Source organism: Coleofasciculus sp. (assembly GCF_046565525.1).
Classification (GTDB): Bacteria; Cyanobacteriota; Cyanobacteriia; order Cyanobacteriales; family Coleofasciculaceae; genus Coleofasciculus.
Window position 1 is genome coordinate 1 of the sequence record NZ_JBKHUP010000146.1, and the last position, 15701, is coordinate 15701.

Below are 15701 nucleotides of genomic sequence, written 5' to 3' on the forward strand. Positions count from 1 at the left end.
GTGAAGAAATGGGCTTAAATCCTTGTCTGGTAAGGTTTCTGCTATTCGCAATCACGCCTTTTGTGAGAAATGCGGGGATCGCAGCTTTCAAGAATTCGTCGCTATCGTCGGTGCTGGAGTAGCCGGAGCTTCTTTTGCTCCAGCCGATAAAAATTGTCAGCCGATTTTTTCTAGAACCGCCGTAATCTGTAAAGTTCCTGTTCTCTTTAGTCTGCTTGTCTTTGTAATTGTGGCTGGATTAACCTGGTTGATTAGGAGACAATGGAAAAGATATCCTTGACATTGACGCCACTGTGAGCGTTCACGGCATCTTGTTAGGGAAACAGTGGGGAAGTTTTGAGTTTAGGGATTAGGAGAAAAATTGCGATCGCGCGGCTTGAGTGTCTTGGAGTTGCTGTTCTAAGCCTTGCCAGTCGCTTTGCTCAACCCGTTCAATCAATTCATCGAGACAGTGACGGTAGGATAGGAGCGATCGCAATAAAAAGTCCCGATTATAACGTGCCATCATCACCCCTAACTCCGGATTGCCGCCACCCACCCGACTGGTATCACGAAACCCGGAACTAGCTAACTGCTGTACTAACTCCAGGACAATCGGGTCAGTTTCATCGATACAAGCATTAATGAGACTCGCACTCACCATAACAGGCAGGTGAGAAATCCAAGCGACAGCGCGATCATGATCTTGAGGACTACAGAAATAGACCCGATTCGTGAGCGATCGCACCAAATGCTCAACCTGTTTCACGGCGGCGGGTGGCGTCGTATCCAGAGGAGTCAACACATAAGCACAATCGGTAAATAACCCCGATACCGCCGCCTCAATCCCATTCAATTCTCGACCCGCCATGGGATGTCCACCGACAAAATTATGCCACAGGGGTGTTACCGCTTCCACCACCGCCGTTTTCACCGAACCCACATCCGTGATAATAGTTTCCGGGGATAGGTGAGGAATTAACGCCTGGAGCATTGGCGCGATCGCAGAAATTGGCGTACAAATAAAAACAATATCAGAAGCTGCCAATAGGTTCATTTTGACACTGGCGTCATCCACCACACCTAGTTCAATGGCTCTGTTGCAGGTATAGTCTTGGCGAGATACTCCCAAGACAGAATGACCCAATTTTCTCAAGTCCAGTCCCAGGGAACCCCCAATCAGTCCCAGCCCAACAATTCCAATCTTCATGATCATAGCCATCCACGTTAAGCTAATCAAATCCCTTAAATTAAGTTTTAGGCAAAGCTGGGTTTTAGGCAACTGGCAGTTCAATTAAGGATAGCATTTGAAACAGGAGGTGTGGAACTTAGAAGTAGAATCGCTCCCCATCAAGATTGAGCCTAGCCCGCAGACAACTGGGCTAGCGTTGGTTAACGACAGCACAGGCGAGGTTGTCTGGGTAGCTGATTTACAGCACCGAGGCTTTCAAATTCGGGATGCATTAACAAAGATGGGCTGGTTCAAGGCATCCGTCACAAATACTGCACACCTATTCATAAAAAAGACGGTTATTCTTATGTACAGTAACCTGATTCTTTCTGAGGTTCAACTCCCCCGAAAGAATCCCCAATTTCCTCCTCCCGTTATACCCGTAAGGTTAACGGAGGTCTCCACGGGGGAAGAAAGATGAATGTGATGGAAATTCTCAAAAAATATGCCGCTGGCGTGAAAAACTTTTCCGGGGCAAATCTTGCCGAAGCCAACCTGAGTGGGATTAATCTCAGTGGTGCCGATTTAAGTGACGCGAACTTAAGTGTAGCCAACCTCAGTGGTGCTTATTTAATTGGTACAAATTTAAGTCGGGCGCGACTTAATGTAGCCAGACTCAGTGGTGCCAATCTCTCCAACGCTAACTTAACCAAAGCCAATCTCAACGTTGCCAATTTGATTCGAGCGGACTTGGGGGGAGCGCAACTGACTCAGGCGGCGATGATTCGGGCGGAACTGATTCGTGCCAAATTAAGTGGCGCTAACCTAACAGAAGCGAATCTCAGTGGTGCAGATCTGCGAGAAGCCGCCCTCAGAAATGCCAAACTGCACCGGGCTAATCTTAGCGAAGCCAACCTACGGGGAGCTGTTTTAACAGGGGCAATTCTGGAGGGTGCTAATTTGAACGCCGCCGATTTGAGCCGTACTGATCTGAGTAATACCAATGTTCGACAGGCTGAATTCAAACAAGCCAATCTCAGTTGTGCCAATTTAGCGGGTGCGGATCTCAGTGGTGCTAACTTACGCTGGACTGACTTGAGTGGTGCGAATCTCAGTTGGGCAAATCTGAGTGAGGCAAAGTTAAGCGGCGCGAATTTAACCGGCGCGGATTTGAGTCATGCTAATTTGCTCAATACCAGTTTAGTCCATACCGATCTCACCCAAGCACGATTAATTTATGCCGATTGGATTGGGGCGGATTTAACCGGGGCGACGCTCACCGGGGCAAAATTGCATGGGGTGTCTCGTGTTGGTCTCAAAACCCAAGGTATTGTCTGCGAATGGGTTGATTTGAGTCCAGAGGGCGATCGCTCTCGGGTTGTTACCCTGTCCAGCGAAGAAGTATCGCACAAGTTTTTTAACGAAACCTTACCCACCGTCACCATTATCATTGATGCCCCTTTAGATATAGCCGCGAATTTAGCCTTAGTCAGTGTTTATCATCAACTGGCGCAGACTTTCCCCGTTCTCAATACAGCACCCAGCGTGAACGTTGGCGTGCGGAAAACCTCTTTGACCTTTAGTGCCAGTAATGCTGAATTGTTGATTATTGCTTACTTAGGAATTGTTCCTTTTAAAGATGCAACGATTACCCAAGAAAATATTATCGCGCTGCTCAAGAAGCTAGAACCCAGTGTTCTGGAAAAGTGGGGCTTTAAAACATCCCAATCCATTCAAGAGTTCCTGAAAACCCTTGAACAAGGGATTGATCCGTCCAAAATGGCGGTGGATTTCAGAAAGTCGAGTCCTTTTTTCCAAGCTCCCACTCAAACCATCATCACTAACTCTAACAATCAAACCTGGACAGCTTACTACCATCCAGCCTTTGGCAAGCCGTTGATGCAATCTCAATAGGCAGGGGGAACAGGGGGAGCAGGGGGAGCTGGGGGAGCTGAGGGAGCAGGGGGAGCTGGGGGAGCTGGGGACGAATGACGAATGACTTATAACAACCATAGAAGAAAGTGTTATCCTCCACAGTATCGTGTTGTGTGAGGAAATTCAAGTTATGGTTACGTCTCCTGTCCGCCGTCAGGACTTATATCGTTTTGCCCCCAGACATCTACAAAAATCTTCGACCCATGGAACGCTAACGGATTTACCCCTAACTCTGCCAAAGACTCCCTTGTTTGGTACGGATGGCATTCGGGGACGAGTGGGAGAACTGCTTACAGCTGAATTGGCACTACAAATTGGGTTTTGGGCAGGTCAGGTCTTACATTCGCAAGCCTCAGCATTAGGTCCGGTGATTGTCGGACAGGATTCGCGAAACTCCAGCGATATGTTGGCATCGGCGCTGAGTAAAGGCTTAAACTTAGCTGGATTGGAGGTATGGAATATCGGGTTATGTCCGACGCCCGGAGTTGCCTATCTTACCCGTTTCTCAGAAGCCGTGGGCGGGGTGATGATTTCTGCCAGTCATAATCCCCCAGAAGATAATGGGATTAAATTTTTTAGCGCCCAAGGGACAAAACTGCCTGGGGAATTGCAGCAGCAGATTGAGGCGGGTATCCGAGGCATAGTGGATAAGGCTGTGGTTGCTCATAGCCAGGGTCACCATTACCACCGACCGGAATTAGTGGGACGTTATCTCGAATCATTACGGCGTCCCCTGGAATCGGTGACCAATTTACAAGGGATGAAAATCGTCCTCGATTTGGCGTGGGGGGCTTCCGTGCACTTAGCGGAACAGGTTTTTGCACAGTTGGGAGCAACCGTTATCTGTTTACATAATCAACCCAATGGCGATCGCATTAATGTTAATTGTGGCTCAACTCATTTAACCTGCCTCCAGAATGCGGTACGAGAACACTCTGCCGATATGGGTTTTGCCTTTGATGGTGACGCGGATCGGGTGATGGCGGTTGATTGTGAAGGTCGAGTCGTTGATGGGGATTATATTCTCTATTTTTGGGGGCAAACATTACGACAAACGAATCAACTCCCTGACGATTTAATTGTTGCCACTGTTATGGCAAATCTGGGCTTTGAAAATGCCTGGAAAGCCAGGGGCGGCAAATTGGTGCGAACTGCTGTAGGCGACCAATATGTTCAGGCGGCAATGAATCGCAGTGGTGCCATGCTCGGCGGCGAACAGTCGGGACATATTCTTTGTTACCACTACGGCTTGACAGGCGATGGCATGTTAACGGCTTTGCATTTAGCCTCGTTGGTACGTCAGTCGGGGGTTTCCTTGAATACTCTGGTTGATCAAAGCTTCCAGACCTATCCCCAACTGTTGCAAAATGTGCGCGTCGAAAACCGCGATCGCCGCTTATATTGGCAAGAGTGTCAACCCCTGATGGATGCGATTGCCCAAGCTCAAACCGTTATGGCAGATCAAGGGCGCGTTTTAGTCCGGGCATCGGGAACCGAACCCGTCATCCGGGTGATGGTAGAAGCCGTTGAAGCTCAAATGGCAACGCACTGGACAGCCAAACTGGTTTCTGTTGTCGAAAATCATTTAGGTTAGAAGGCTCCAAGGCTCCAAGGCAATACTGCTCGCAGGGAACTATCATTTAATTTTTTCTCCCCCTGCTCCCCCTACTCCCCCTGCTCCCCCTGCTTTAAGAACTCCCTCACTTGGGAATATGCCACAATCGAAAGAGATAGGCAGCGTGACAGCTTTGCCATGGTTAAATCAAAATCAAAATCAAAATCGAAAACCTCAAAAAAAGGAAAAAAGCAGTCAAAGCAGTCTAAAGCCCCTCTCCTGAGTCTGAAGGAGCAGCTAGCCCAAAAGCGTCAAGCGCAACGGCAGCGCCAAGAACTGATTCAATGGCTGTTCATGACGCTATTGCCAGGGATATTTCTAGGAGCGATCGCGAGTGTGGTTGCCGAACCGAAGATGGGTGTGATCGCCGGAGCTATCATACCTTGTTTTGGTCTGTCCTATAAATATCCCCGCAAGGCTCTGTGGCTATTCCTGATTTACATGCCCTTTAGTGGCACTGTAATTTATCAATTTTTTGGCGGCAATAACCTACTCCAATTAGCAAAAGATGGATTTTATTTTCCTGCTCTAATTGGCTTATACCAACAGTGCCGACGCGAAAAAAAACCCTTCTTTGTTCCCAAAAGTCTGATGCCAACACTGAGTATTTGCTTGGTGTTGTCTCTGTTGACATTATTCTTTGTCAACGGTTTGCAGTTGACGGGCAAGGAGTCAGGACAACCCTTTATTCAAGGAATTTTTGGGTTAAAAATTTTACTAGGATACGCCCCCCTGGTTTTTTGCGCTCAACATTTGCTCAAAAGTAAAAAGGATTTGCTATTTTGTAGCCGCTTGCATCTAGGTTTGGCAATTACTTGCTGTGTGCTAGGTCTTATCCAATACTCAATGCTTAAGAGCGGCAGGTGTGCTGGCACCGATCATCTCTCCGGGGTTGAGCTATTTAAGGCAAGTTTAGATGCGAAGTGTTTTATTGGTGGGGCTTTGCTGTACAGTCCATCACAGAACATGATTCGCTTACCAGGAACTTTTGTGTCTCCTTGGCACTGGGGTTGGTTCCTAATTGCCAATAGTGCGTTAACGTTTTCTGCCGCATTCAGCGATTCGTCTTTTTTCTGGCGGATTGGGGGTTTGGTGGGAATGGCACTGGTTTTCATAAATGCGGTAATCTGCGGTCAGCGAATTGCCTTGGCTTTGGTTCCAGCTATTACGATACTCTTGTTAATTCTTACAGGTCAGATAGCGAATCTCAAGCGGTTTATTCCGATTGGGGTAGGACTCGCCTTGGTGATTGCGATTGGCTTAGCTACGAATCCCGAACTGGTTCAGGAACGGATTGACAGTTTTCAGAGTCGTGCTGAGGCTTCACCACCGCAAGCATTCATTCAACATCAATTTGAATGGGCAATGTATAACACCAAAGGATTGCTCGGTAATGGTTTAGGACGAGCTACTAATTCTACTCGCACCTTTGGGGATGTTTCACTGGTTGAAACCTATTATCCCAAACTTATCTTTGAAATAGGTATGATCGGTACCCTAGCGTTTTTGGCGTTTGTGACTCACTTGACATTTGTAACATTTAAAGCTAAGCAGTCAGTTCGTGACAAAAATTTACGCAGTTTTGGCTCTAGTTATTGGGTCTTTGTTTTGATTATCAGTTATAACACCTATTGGTATCCTTTGGATACAGACCCCGTAGCTGTATACTACTGGTTCTTTGCTGGAGCAATCTTAGCCTTACCCGCGATAGACAGACAGGAACTGCGAAAACTTAAACTTGTCCAACAACAGGATGAACCTGACGTGCAAAAGAACGGTAAAAAAAAGGTCTCTAAACCCCGAATTGCTACCCCAGTAGTCTCCTAGTGCATCAGGGGGAGCAGGGGGAGCTGGGAGAGCTGGGAGAGCTGGGGGAGCAGGGGGAGCTGGGAGAGCTGGGGGAGCTGGGAGAGCTGGGGAAGAGGATTACCAATCAACAATCAACAATCAACAATTACCATTTCAAAAAAATAGCCGTGAATGTGCCTTTAATTTCAGTCATTATTCCCACTTACGAACGTGAAGAAACCTTGCGAGATACCTTAGAAGATGTACTCAAGCAAGAGTATCCCGCTGTAGAAGTTTTAGTGGTTGATCAAACTCAAAACCATAAACCTGAAATCGAAGCCTATTTACAGCAATTAGCGAATGACCAGAAAATTAAATGGTTTCGGGTGAACTGGGCGAGTTTACCAGGGGCGCGAAACTATGGTGTGCGACGGGCGACGGGCGAAATTGTTGTGTTTATTGATGATGATGTGAAAATGCCTGCTGGGTACTTAGATGCTCACGCCCGTAACTATCAGCGTCAGGAGGTTGGAGCGGTTGCAGGGCGAGTGTTTGACCGGATGAAGCTGGCAGATTCTAAGAAGAAACATCAAGGAGATTATGAAATCGAGGATTTGCCACCTCAGGCGATGGACCCAGGAATTGCCTGGTATCACATTGACTTAGTGCATACGATCAAACCTCAGTGGGTGATTTCCGCCAGAGGCTGTAATATGTCCTACCGTCGGGACATTTTTACCAAGCATGGGATATGGTTTGACGAACGATTTCGGGGGAGTGCGGTACGGGAAGAGTCGGATTTTTGTCTGCGATCGCGGCAAACGGGTTACAAGATTTGGTATGATCCCGATGCCTATTTGGTGCATCTAGGCGAAGAAACTGGCGGCTGTCATGATATTAGTACGCGATCGCTAAAATACCAAGTTACGTTTTATCACAATCATTTCTTGATGGCGCTGAAAAACCTCACCCCCAGTCAGCAGGTGCGCTTATTCGCTAAGCTTTTTGATTGTCACGTTTTGGGAAATCCACCCTGTAACAAGAGTGGTTCCCCAATCAAAATTGTCACTCGTGCAGGTTTCTACATTATCGGGTTTATCGACGCCCTGAAAAGTCAAATCAAGTCCAGTTGGGATCAGGGACAAATTTATACCACGTTGGATAAGAGTATTGATAGTTGATTGGGGATTGAAAAGGTGATTATCTGCCATTCCCTATTCCCTATTCCCCATTTCTCTAAGGACAAATGACGTAGCTTGCTTCTCGCTCCCTTGAGTATGACAAATGACAAATGACAAATGACAAATGACAAAAAGTATGAGAATTATAGTTGCCAGTCATACCTATATTGTTGATCTCAACTGCGAAAAGCTACGGGAACTTGCTAAGTTAGAACCTGATATTGAAGTCACCGTAGTCGTACCCCGTCGTTGGCGTCCAGGGGGCGTTCAAAATAAAATTATTGAAACTCAGCCGCGTCAAGAGGGTTCATTTAGAGTCGTACCTGTCTCTAACTTGAGCCAAAATAATCAGGGATTACTCACATTTGGCGCAGATATTCTTCCCTTATTACGGGAATTCCGCCCCCAAATTATTCAGGTTGAACAAGGCGCAAAGTCATTAGGATATGCCCAATTCATTGCCTTGAATCAACTTTTAGGGCTAAAGGCAAAAAATCTATTCTTTACCTGGTGGAATTTACCCTATCAGGTAAAGTTTCCTTTATCGATATTGCACGATTATAACCTCCAAAATACCCACGGACTCGTTGCGGGAAATCAGGATGCGGTGGAGGTACTCCAGCAGCACGGTTATCAGGGGGCTTCTATCGTTATGCCTCAATTGGGTGTGGATGATAGCCGATTTCGTCCCCAAGTCCAGCCAGACTTACAAAGCAAGTTAGGAATTCAAGGAGATGAATTTGTCGTCGGATTTGTAGGACGGTTTGTTGAAGAAAAAGGGTTATTAACTCTAGGGGAAGCTTTGGCGGGGATCAAGGATCATTGCTGGAAATGGTTACTGCTAGGGCGTGGTTCCCTGCAAACTGAGTTAATGGAAAAGGCGGTGGAATGGGGAATTAAAGACCGGATGATTTGGGTGGAGAGTGTTCCTCATGACGAAGTACCAAATTATATCAATTTGATGAATGTTCTCGTCTTGCCATCTGAGACGACGTACAAGTTTAAAACTCTAACGGCGGCGGGATGGAAAGAACAGTTTGGTCATGTTTTGATTGAGGCGATGGCATCGAAAGTGCCAGTAATTGGGTCGGATTCTGGAGAAATTCCGAATGTGATTGGTGAAGCGGGTTTGGTTTTTCCGGAGAAGAATGTAGAAGCGTTACGGGATAAGTTGGTATCGCTGATGGAGCAGCCGGAGTTGGTGAATAAGTTGGCTGAATTGGGGTATGAACGAGCAATGAGGCAGTATACTAATAAGGCTTTGGCACGGAAGTTGTTGGATTTTTATCAGAGACTTATTGAATGATGAGACAGGGTATCAAAATTATATCTTTAAAACGCAGAGGAGCGCAGAGGTTTACGCAGAGGACGCAGAGGGGGTTATAGGATTGGGATTTGCTTTTTTATCGGATTTGGAAATAGTTGGCGATGATATGAGGTAGCTTTCTTCTCGCTCCCTTGAGTATAACAAATGACGAATGACGAATTAAAAAAATGCGAATTTTACAAATTGTCCCTTCAATTTCGCTGGTTTATGGGGGTCCGAGTCAAATGGTACTGGGGCTTTCTAAGGCGCTAGCGAATCAAGGTGTAGATGTTACTATATTGACCACCGATAGTAATGGGGATTTTGGTCAAGCGCCACTGGATGTCCCTTTGGATAAACCTGTCCCGCAGGATGGGTATCAGGTGCGATATTTCCGGTGTTCTCCGTTCCGTCGCTATAAGTTTTCTCTCTTATTATTACGTTGGTTGTGGCAACATGCAGGGGAATTTGATGTGGCGCATATTCACGCCCTCTTTTCACCTGTGAGCACCGCCGCCGCAACAGTCGCCCGAAAACGAAATTTACCCTATCTTTTGCGTCCATTAGGTACGCTTGATCCGGCAGATTTACAGAAGAAACGGCGATTAAAACAAGTTTATGTCGGTTTGTGGGAACGTGCTAATTTAGCTGGGGCGGCGGGTATTCATTTTACCAGTGAACAAGAGGCGAAGATTTCTCAACGTTTTGGTACGAATGCGCCGGATATTGTGATTCCTTTGGGGGTTACGCCTCCGGAGGATGTAGAGACGCGCCATGGTGCGTCTCTACGTCAGGGCGGGTTCTGCACAAACGATATCATCAATGGCGAAACAAAAGTCCCATTACCCGCCCCTACAGATGTTTCAGGGAACGTCTCTACCCAATTGCCAATCCTCTTGTTTATGTCTCGAATTGACCCGAAAAAAGGATTGGATTTACTAATTCCGGCTTTAGAAACTCTTTTAGCTGAAGGGTTAGGGTTTCACTTTATCTTAGCTGGCGCGAATCCCCAAGATCCAGAGTATGAACGTAAAATTCAACAACAGATTCATACGTCGCCGCTATCGTCTCATACGACAATTACAGGTTTTGTAGAAGGGGAAGTAAAAGCGGCGTTGCTACAAAGGGCGGATTTATTTGTTTTACCCTCTTATTATGAAAACTTTGGTATTGCTGTCGCCGAAGCTATGGTGGCGGGGACTCCTGTGGTAATTTCGGATCAGGTGCATATTTGCCAAGAAGTGAAAGGGGCGGAGGCGGGATGGGTTTGTGGGTGTGATGTGGCGTCGTTGACTCAAACGTTACGGGAAGCGTTAAGAGATGCTGGGGAACAGAAGCGGCGTGGGGTCAATGGGAGAGACTATGCACTACGGCATTATAGTTGGGATGCGATCGCGCAGACTATGATTGAGGCATATCAAACTATAACTGACACCTGATACCTAATAACTGACACCTGATATCTAATAACTGACACCTGATACCTAATACCTAATAACTGACACCTAATACCTAATAACTGACACCTGATACCTAATACCTAATAACTGACATCTGACACCTGATACCTAATATAGCGCTTCGCGCTGGTGTGTTTACACATTAGAGAGGGATGCTTGATCAGGAGGGATTTAGAACACTTGTACTGTAACTACGCGAGAGCGAACTGCTATAACTGACACCTAATAACTGATAACTGACACCTGATAACTGATAACTGATAACTGATAACTGATAACTGATAACTGATAACTGATAACTGATAACTGATAACTGATTATGGCAGATATTGATAACCTCCTCAACCAAATAGCCGCCCAAGAAACCCAACTTCAGGATACTGAGTTTCTTGCCCCCTGTGTTCAAGGCGGACAAGTTCGCACGTCAGTCGCTAATCTGATTTATACCTTTACCCCTCAACCGGCTGATTTTGAAGGATGGGGTATTTTTCGTCCTGTGGATGAGAAAATGGCTGAGGTGGTGTCCGAGGCTAGTTTACCTCAATTAGCTGAGTATCTGAACCTACTTAAACCTCTGCGCTTACGATTGGCTTATCCGTTGCGTTCATTGACTTGGTTAGCGTATCCGATTAATGAATCGGATATGCAGCAACGCTTGGGTATGATCAAACCTGTACCTGTACATCTGGTTAGCGAAGGCGCTGCATTTGAACCGATTATTGCCCGTTTTGATGGTACGGCTTTTTGGTTTGATGAAATAGACAGACGCGCTGAACCCCAACCGACTGAACAGTTAAGAGAACAGTTAGAACAGGTTACTTTACCGGATCAGGTTCGGTTTGCGGGAATGACACCGGAAATGGTGACGGTTTATGAACTTGTATTGCAACAAACATCCGCTTATCAGGAGAGAGAACAACATCGGCGTCAGGTGAGAGAGGGGGAGATTCGCCCACAACACCCCCAGAGACGGCGGGAAAGAGGGGGTTCTAATCCTGATCAAACCGATGAACAACGGTTGCGGGATGCATTACAGATGGGAGGTGGGAGATTGCGGACATTTCGCGATCGCGGCGAGTTTTGGCAAGTGGAATGGACAACTCGTGATCGGGAAAGTCATACCTGTGCGATCGCTAAGGGGGATTTAACCGTGATGAGTTCAGGGATTTGTTTAAGTGGTTGCGATCGCGACTTTGATTTACAATCCCTAGTTGGTGTGATTGAAGCCCGTTTCTAATCTTGAGTTTCGATCCCTACTGATGCATCACTCCAGCGAAGCGCTCACAGGACAACCCAAAACCTAATACCTACCTCCTACCTTGACAATCAAATCCTTTGAGTCAAGATTAAAGCAGGGTGTGATCACAGTAAAACTGGTATTCTATACTGTTCTGACTAGGACTTAGGCAATTTGACTATTCAAACCCTATCTATAGTGGTAGGGCGGGCAATTGACGCCGTACTCATAGGTTCAGTTTTTTGTGCCAGATTAAATAACGGAATTGCTTGGCTTGTGATTAAAACCAAAACACCTTTGTTGTCTAAGATTCAGCGCTATATTCCAGTCGGGTTAACCCTGGGTGTGGGGATTGGACTGTCAATTGCTGCAACTGTAGCGGCTTGGGGATGGGTAAATAACCAAACTCGATTAGAATTGCAACAACAAGCTGATAACCTGACGACGACATTCCAACGTAAAATTGATGAATACTATTATATTGCTGTATCCTTGGGTGCATTTCACCAAGCATCTGATCAGGCGCAGCAAGATGATTATAAAGCATTTACTCAACATTTTCTTTCTATCCATTCAGGCATTTTAACCCTAGGTTGGGTTAAACCTGTGTCGGCTAACGATCGACAAAGTTATGAAGCACAGATGGCAGAAATGGGGTTTGCTAATTTCTCTATTTATGAATACCATCCAGTAAAAAAACGAGTTATTGCTAAGGCTCGTTCTGATTATTTTCCGATTACCTTTTCTCCACAACAGGATGTTATCGGCTTAGATTTGGCATCTCATCCCGTGGGTAAAGCCCTACTGGAAAAGGCACGAATGACAGGACAATTAGTCGCCACGAGTAAGCTAAAGATACCCGGTAAACAACCCGATAGTCTGACTATTTTACTACCACTTTACCATAATGATATGCCTCACAATACACCAGAAACTCGCCGTCAGGCTTTTAGGGGTGCAATGATTGGGGTTTATTCTTTAGAGGAAATTATCACGACTGCACTGAAGGGACTTCAGATTGATACGCTGAATTTTTGCCTATCTGATCCGTCTTTACCCTCAAGAGAACTTTATCTGGCGCTGTATCAATCGCGGACAAAAACTGTCCAAATGAAGCCTGATATATCATCTTGCCGTAACCCTGTCATCTATACCCACCGGATTCAAATAGCTGATCAGCAATTGTTACTCAGTTTCTGGGAAATACCACGGGATTCAGGTTTAGGAATTCCACCTCTGGCTGGGGTAACTTTCTTGAGTAGCTTGCTATTAACCGGACTATTGGTTATATATATGGTGCGATCGCTACAGTACACGGCTGAGATTGAGGCAGAACGGGAAAAATCCGAACTCCTGTTGCTGAATATCTTACCCAAACCAATTGCTGAGCGCTTAAAACAAAATCACCAGACGATTGCGGATAGCTTTACTGAAGCGACAGTATTATTTGCCGATATCGTGGGTTTTACCCATCTTTCGCAACGGATATCAGCAACCGAATTGGTAAAACTACTCAACGAAATTTTTTCCGCTTTTGATCAACTGACTGAAACTTACGGTTTAGAGAAAATTAAAACGATTGGGGATGCTTATATGGTTGTCGGTGGATTACCCACACCTTGCGATAATCATGCTGAAGCGATCGCGGATATGGCATTAGATATGCAACAGCAAGTGACTCAATTTAGCGCTAACTATGGTGAACCCTTGAAAATCCGGATTGGCATTAACACCGGACCCGTGGTTGCTGGCGTTATTGGCAGGAAAAAGTTTATTTATGATTTATGGGGGGATGCCGTTAATACGGCTAGCCGCATGGAATCCCATGGGGTTCCTGGTGGGATTCAAGTGAGTGCCTCAACCTATCAGCATTTGCAGGATAAGTATCACTTTGAAGCGCGAGGTACGATTCCGGTTAAAGGTAAGGGTGAAATGATGACGTATTTACTAAAGAACCGAATCAATGATCCCTAAGCTGTAGTAGGGACACGGCATTGCCGTTCCCTCTTCTCACCATGTCACCATGGCTTATGTATAGTTCTCTTATAGATGAGTAATTATTTCTTTACAGAGTTTTCAAGAAACTTTACCGCCAACGTGACTACAATTTAGTTATCGTCTACCACAATCTCTATTCAGCACAGAGACATAAGATGTTCCCCAAAAAAGCGCACCCCAGAAAAATCAGTCATTCCTTTGATTTTAGTCAACTCTTTGCTCAAAGCATGAAAAAGGGTCAAATCAGTCATTCTGACTGGTGTGAATTGCTGATAACACCGATGGATAATGCCTTTACCTCAGATCATGAGGAGGCGATGACTCGCTTAATCTATGGGGTACGACATGGCTTTGTTAAAGTCGTTGAGAGCATTTAATTGTTACCAACGAGTCATTTGCTATGTCGCACTCGCGGTAATTGCCCGATTTTATTGATCATGTCTATTTTTTTTCACGAAAACCTTTATCGAACACCCGCCCTGATGACACGGTTGCAGGAGTTTCCGGTAACCATCTGCGGGGCTGGAGCGCTGGGGGCAAATATGACTGAAAACTTGGCACGTTCAGGGTTTGGCAAGTTGCGGGTAATCGATCGCGATCGCATCGAAGAAAGAAATCTTTCCACTCAACCCTATTACAAATCTGATATTGGTGCCTATAAAACTAAAATTTTGACAAATACCCTCTATCGTGCATTAGGTATCACTATAGATGGGCGTGCCAAAGAACTAACGGCGGACAACTGTTCTCAATTACTCCGGGACAGTCATTTAGTCATCGATACCTTTGACAATAGTGTCGCCCGTCAAGGGGTGAAGGAGTATTGTCAACAGGTGCAGATTCCCTGTCTCCATGTCGGATTGGCGAGTGACTATGGGGAGATAATTTGGAACGATAGTTATCGCGTTCCCTCACCTGCCAATGATGATATTTGTGATTATCCCTTGGCACGAAATTTAGTGATGCTGGCGGTTGCGGTTGCTTGTGAGGTGGTTATTACCTTTGTTGCCACTCAAAAGCAACGAAGTTTTACCATTACGTTAGCCGATTTAGCCGTTCAACCATTGAATGATGAAGTATGAGCGCCGGTGATCCCCGGTTTGACGTTTAATGGTTAAGGGTAAATGCAGTCATTGGACTTGTTCCTTCAGTTCAGGCGACTTGAGATGTAATCGTGATTGATGGGGTGTCGAAAATGGACATTACACTCCGGTTGCTCAAAAATTCTGGAGCTGTCCTTGGCGCTCTAAGAGTTCTAGGTAGGAGATGGGTACGACTAGGGGCCAAAAAAGAGCGGCGATGGCTAAAAACATGACCGAGTGAAATTGGGCTTCGGGAGAGAGGTTTTCCTCACGTTGTAAAAAGTCTAGCCATCGCGTGAACAAAAGCGGTAGCATGACGAGGTAAAAGATGATTAAGCCGCTGAGAATGATGTTCCGCATAGTTTCCTTGGTTGGTTGAGAGGTTGATTGAGTTTCTAATTATTACTCTGGATTATTTCCTGCCCTTTATGCAAATGGTCAGGATTTTGTCAAAAATCTTTACAAATTTAATCGCCAATTCTGCATTCAGTGGATCGCCAGCTTTGGTAGCCAGGAGAAATTCAATAAAGAATGTATTTAAAGATACATAAATGGGGTTTAATTCTGTAGTATTTCGTCCCTCACCGTTCCCTGTTCGTGGAATCGCGATCGCACCTATTCTGTCAATAGCTGGAACCTTTGCTGCGCCTACTTTTCAATCCGAGTAACGCTTGCAAAGAGAGTTGAACCCCATTATCAAGCCGAGGGCGACTAAACCCACGCCAGCAGAGGGTTCAGGGACGGAAGTACAGTAGCCGCGATCGCAAATCCCCGATTTAGCGAATTTGAAGGCGATAGTATGTTCACCATCAAAGCGATTTAAGTCATAGCCAGCATCGAGTAATTCCGACTCAGACAGATACATAATATTGTTGACACTCCCCCTTTTAGAAAAAGGGGGATTCTGCGGAACTCACATTCCACATATCCTGAGAAAACAGTTCTAATT

Annotated in this window: 15 protein-coding genes; 12 read left to right on the forward strand and 3 right to left on the reverse strand. The window is 45.8% G+C overall.

The features are described 5' to 3' along the window. Window positions 1-22 precede the first annotated feature (22 nt). Complete coding sequence (locus ACLGGO_RS32005) at window positions 23-280, forward strand: hypothetical protein (protein ID WP_446422340.1); 258 nt, start codon at window positions 23-25, stop codon at window positions 278-280. 69 nt (window positions 281-349) lie between these two features. On the opposite strand, the gene ACLGGO_RS32010 is transcribed toward ACLGGO_RS32005, so the two are convergent. Further along, window positions 350-1189, reverse strand: coding sequence for a prephenate/arogenate dehydrogenase (locus tag ACLGGO_RS32010; RefSeq protein ID WP_446422351.1), 840 nt, complete (start codon window positions 1187-1189; stop codon window positions 350-352). A gap of 109 nt (window positions 1190-1298) precedes the next feature. Here ACLGGO_RS32010 and ACLGGO_RS32015 point away from each other — a divergent pair, with 109 nt between their 5' ends. The 11 genes from ACLGGO_RS32015 (at window position 1299) to ACLGGO_RS32065 (ending at window position 14752) form a co-directional block, all read left to right on the forward strand. After that, window positions 1299-1631: a hypothetical protein gene (locus tag ACLGGO_RS32015; protein WP_446422341.1), complete on the forward strand. Its 333-nt coding sequence runs from the start codon at window positions 1299-1301 to the stop codon at window positions 1629-1631. Further along, window positions 1628-3064 carry a pentapeptide repeat-containing protein gene (locus ACLGGO_RS32020; RefSeq protein ID WP_446422342.1) on the forward strand — a complete coding sequence of 479 codons (1437 nt, stop codon included), beginning with the start codon at window positions 1628-1630 and terminating at the stop codon, window positions 3062-3064. Before ACLGGO_RS32015 ends, ACLGGO_RS32020 begins: the two co-directional genes overlap by 4 nt. Window positions 3065-3215: 151 nt before the next feature. Continuing rightward, on the forward strand, window positions 3216-4679 hold the full coding sequence (gene glmM, locus ACLGGO_RS32025; RefSeq protein ID WP_446337993.1) for a phosphoglucosamine mutase: 1464 nt from the start codon (window positions 3216-3218) through the stop codon (window positions 4677-4679). Between the two features lie 159 nt (window positions 4680-4838). Continuing rightward, the gene (hpsL, locus tag ACLGGO_RS32030) at window positions 4839-6527 is read left to right on the forward strand and encodes a hormogonium polysaccharide biosynthesis protein HpsL (RefSeq protein ID WP_446422343.1); all 1689 of its coding nucleotides are present in this window, start codon (window positions 4839-4841) and stop codon (window positions 6525-6527) included. A gap of 149 nt (window positions 6528-6676) precedes the next feature. Continuing rightward, window positions 6677-7669 carry a hormogonium polysaccharide biosynthesis glycosyltransferase HpsN gene (hpsN, locus tag ACLGGO_RS32035; protein ID WP_446422344.1) on the forward strand — a complete coding sequence of 331 codons (993 nt, stop codon included), beginning with the start codon at window positions 6677-6679 and terminating at the stop codon, window positions 7667-7669. A 136-nt stretch (window positions 7670-7805) separates the two neighbouring features. Further along, complete coding sequence (hpsO, locus tag ACLGGO_RS32040; RefSeq protein ID WP_446422352.1) at window positions 7806-8975, forward strand: hormogonium polysaccharide biosynthesis glycosyltransferase HpsO; 1170 nt, start codon at window positions 7806-7808, stop codon at window positions 8973-8975. 188 nt (window positions 8976-9163) lie between these two features. Continuing rightward, window positions 9164-10414: a hormogonium polysaccharide biosynthesis glycosyltransferase HpsP gene (hpsP, locus tag ACLGGO_RS32045; protein WP_446422345.1), complete on the forward strand. Its 1251-nt coding sequence runs from the start codon at window positions 9164-9166 to the stop codon at window positions 10412-10414. A gap of 340 nt (window positions 10415-10754) precedes the next feature. Next, a complete protein-coding gene (locus ACLGGO_RS32050) occupies window positions 10755-11672 on the forward strand; it encodes a hypothetical protein (RefSeq protein WP_446422346.1) in 918 nt (305 codons plus the stop codon). A 174-nt stretch (window positions 11673-11846) separates the two neighbouring features. Further along, on the forward strand, window positions 11847-13646 hold the full coding sequence (locus tag ACLGGO_RS32055) for an adenylate/guanylate cyclase domain-containing protein (RefSeq protein ID WP_446422347.1): 1800 nt from the start codon (window positions 11847-11849) through the stop codon (window positions 13644-13646). Window positions 13647-13825: 179 nt separating this feature from the next. Then, the gene (locus tag ACLGGO_RS32060; RefSeq protein WP_446422348.1) at window positions 13826-14047 is read left to right on the forward strand and encodes a hypothetical protein; all 222 of its coding nucleotides are present in this window, start codon (window positions 13826-13828) and stop codon (window positions 14045-14047) included. Between the two features lie 57 nt (window positions 14048-14104). After that, a complete protein-coding gene (locus ACLGGO_RS32065) occupies window positions 14105-14752 on the forward strand; it encodes a ThiF family adenylyltransferase (RefSeq protein WP_446422353.1) in 648 nt (215 codons plus the stop codon). A 135-nt stretch (window positions 14753-14887) separates the two neighbouring features. On the opposite strand, the gene ACLGGO_RS32070 is transcribed toward ACLGGO_RS32065, so the two are convergent. Next, the gene (locus ACLGGO_RS32070) at window positions 14888-15112 is read right to left on the reverse strand and encodes a hypothetical protein (protein WP_446422349.1); all 225 of its coding nucleotides are present in this window, start codon (window positions 15110-15112) and stop codon (window positions 14888-14890) included. Between the two features lie 295 nt (window positions 15113-15407). Then, window positions 15408-15617 (reverse strand): PEP-CTERM sorting domain-containing protein, encoded by a 210-nt coding sequence (locus ACLGGO_RS32075; RefSeq protein WP_446422350.1) that lies wholly within the window; start codon window positions 15615-15617, stop codon window positions 15408-15410. Between the last annotated feature and the right edge of the window lie 84 nt (window positions 15618-15701).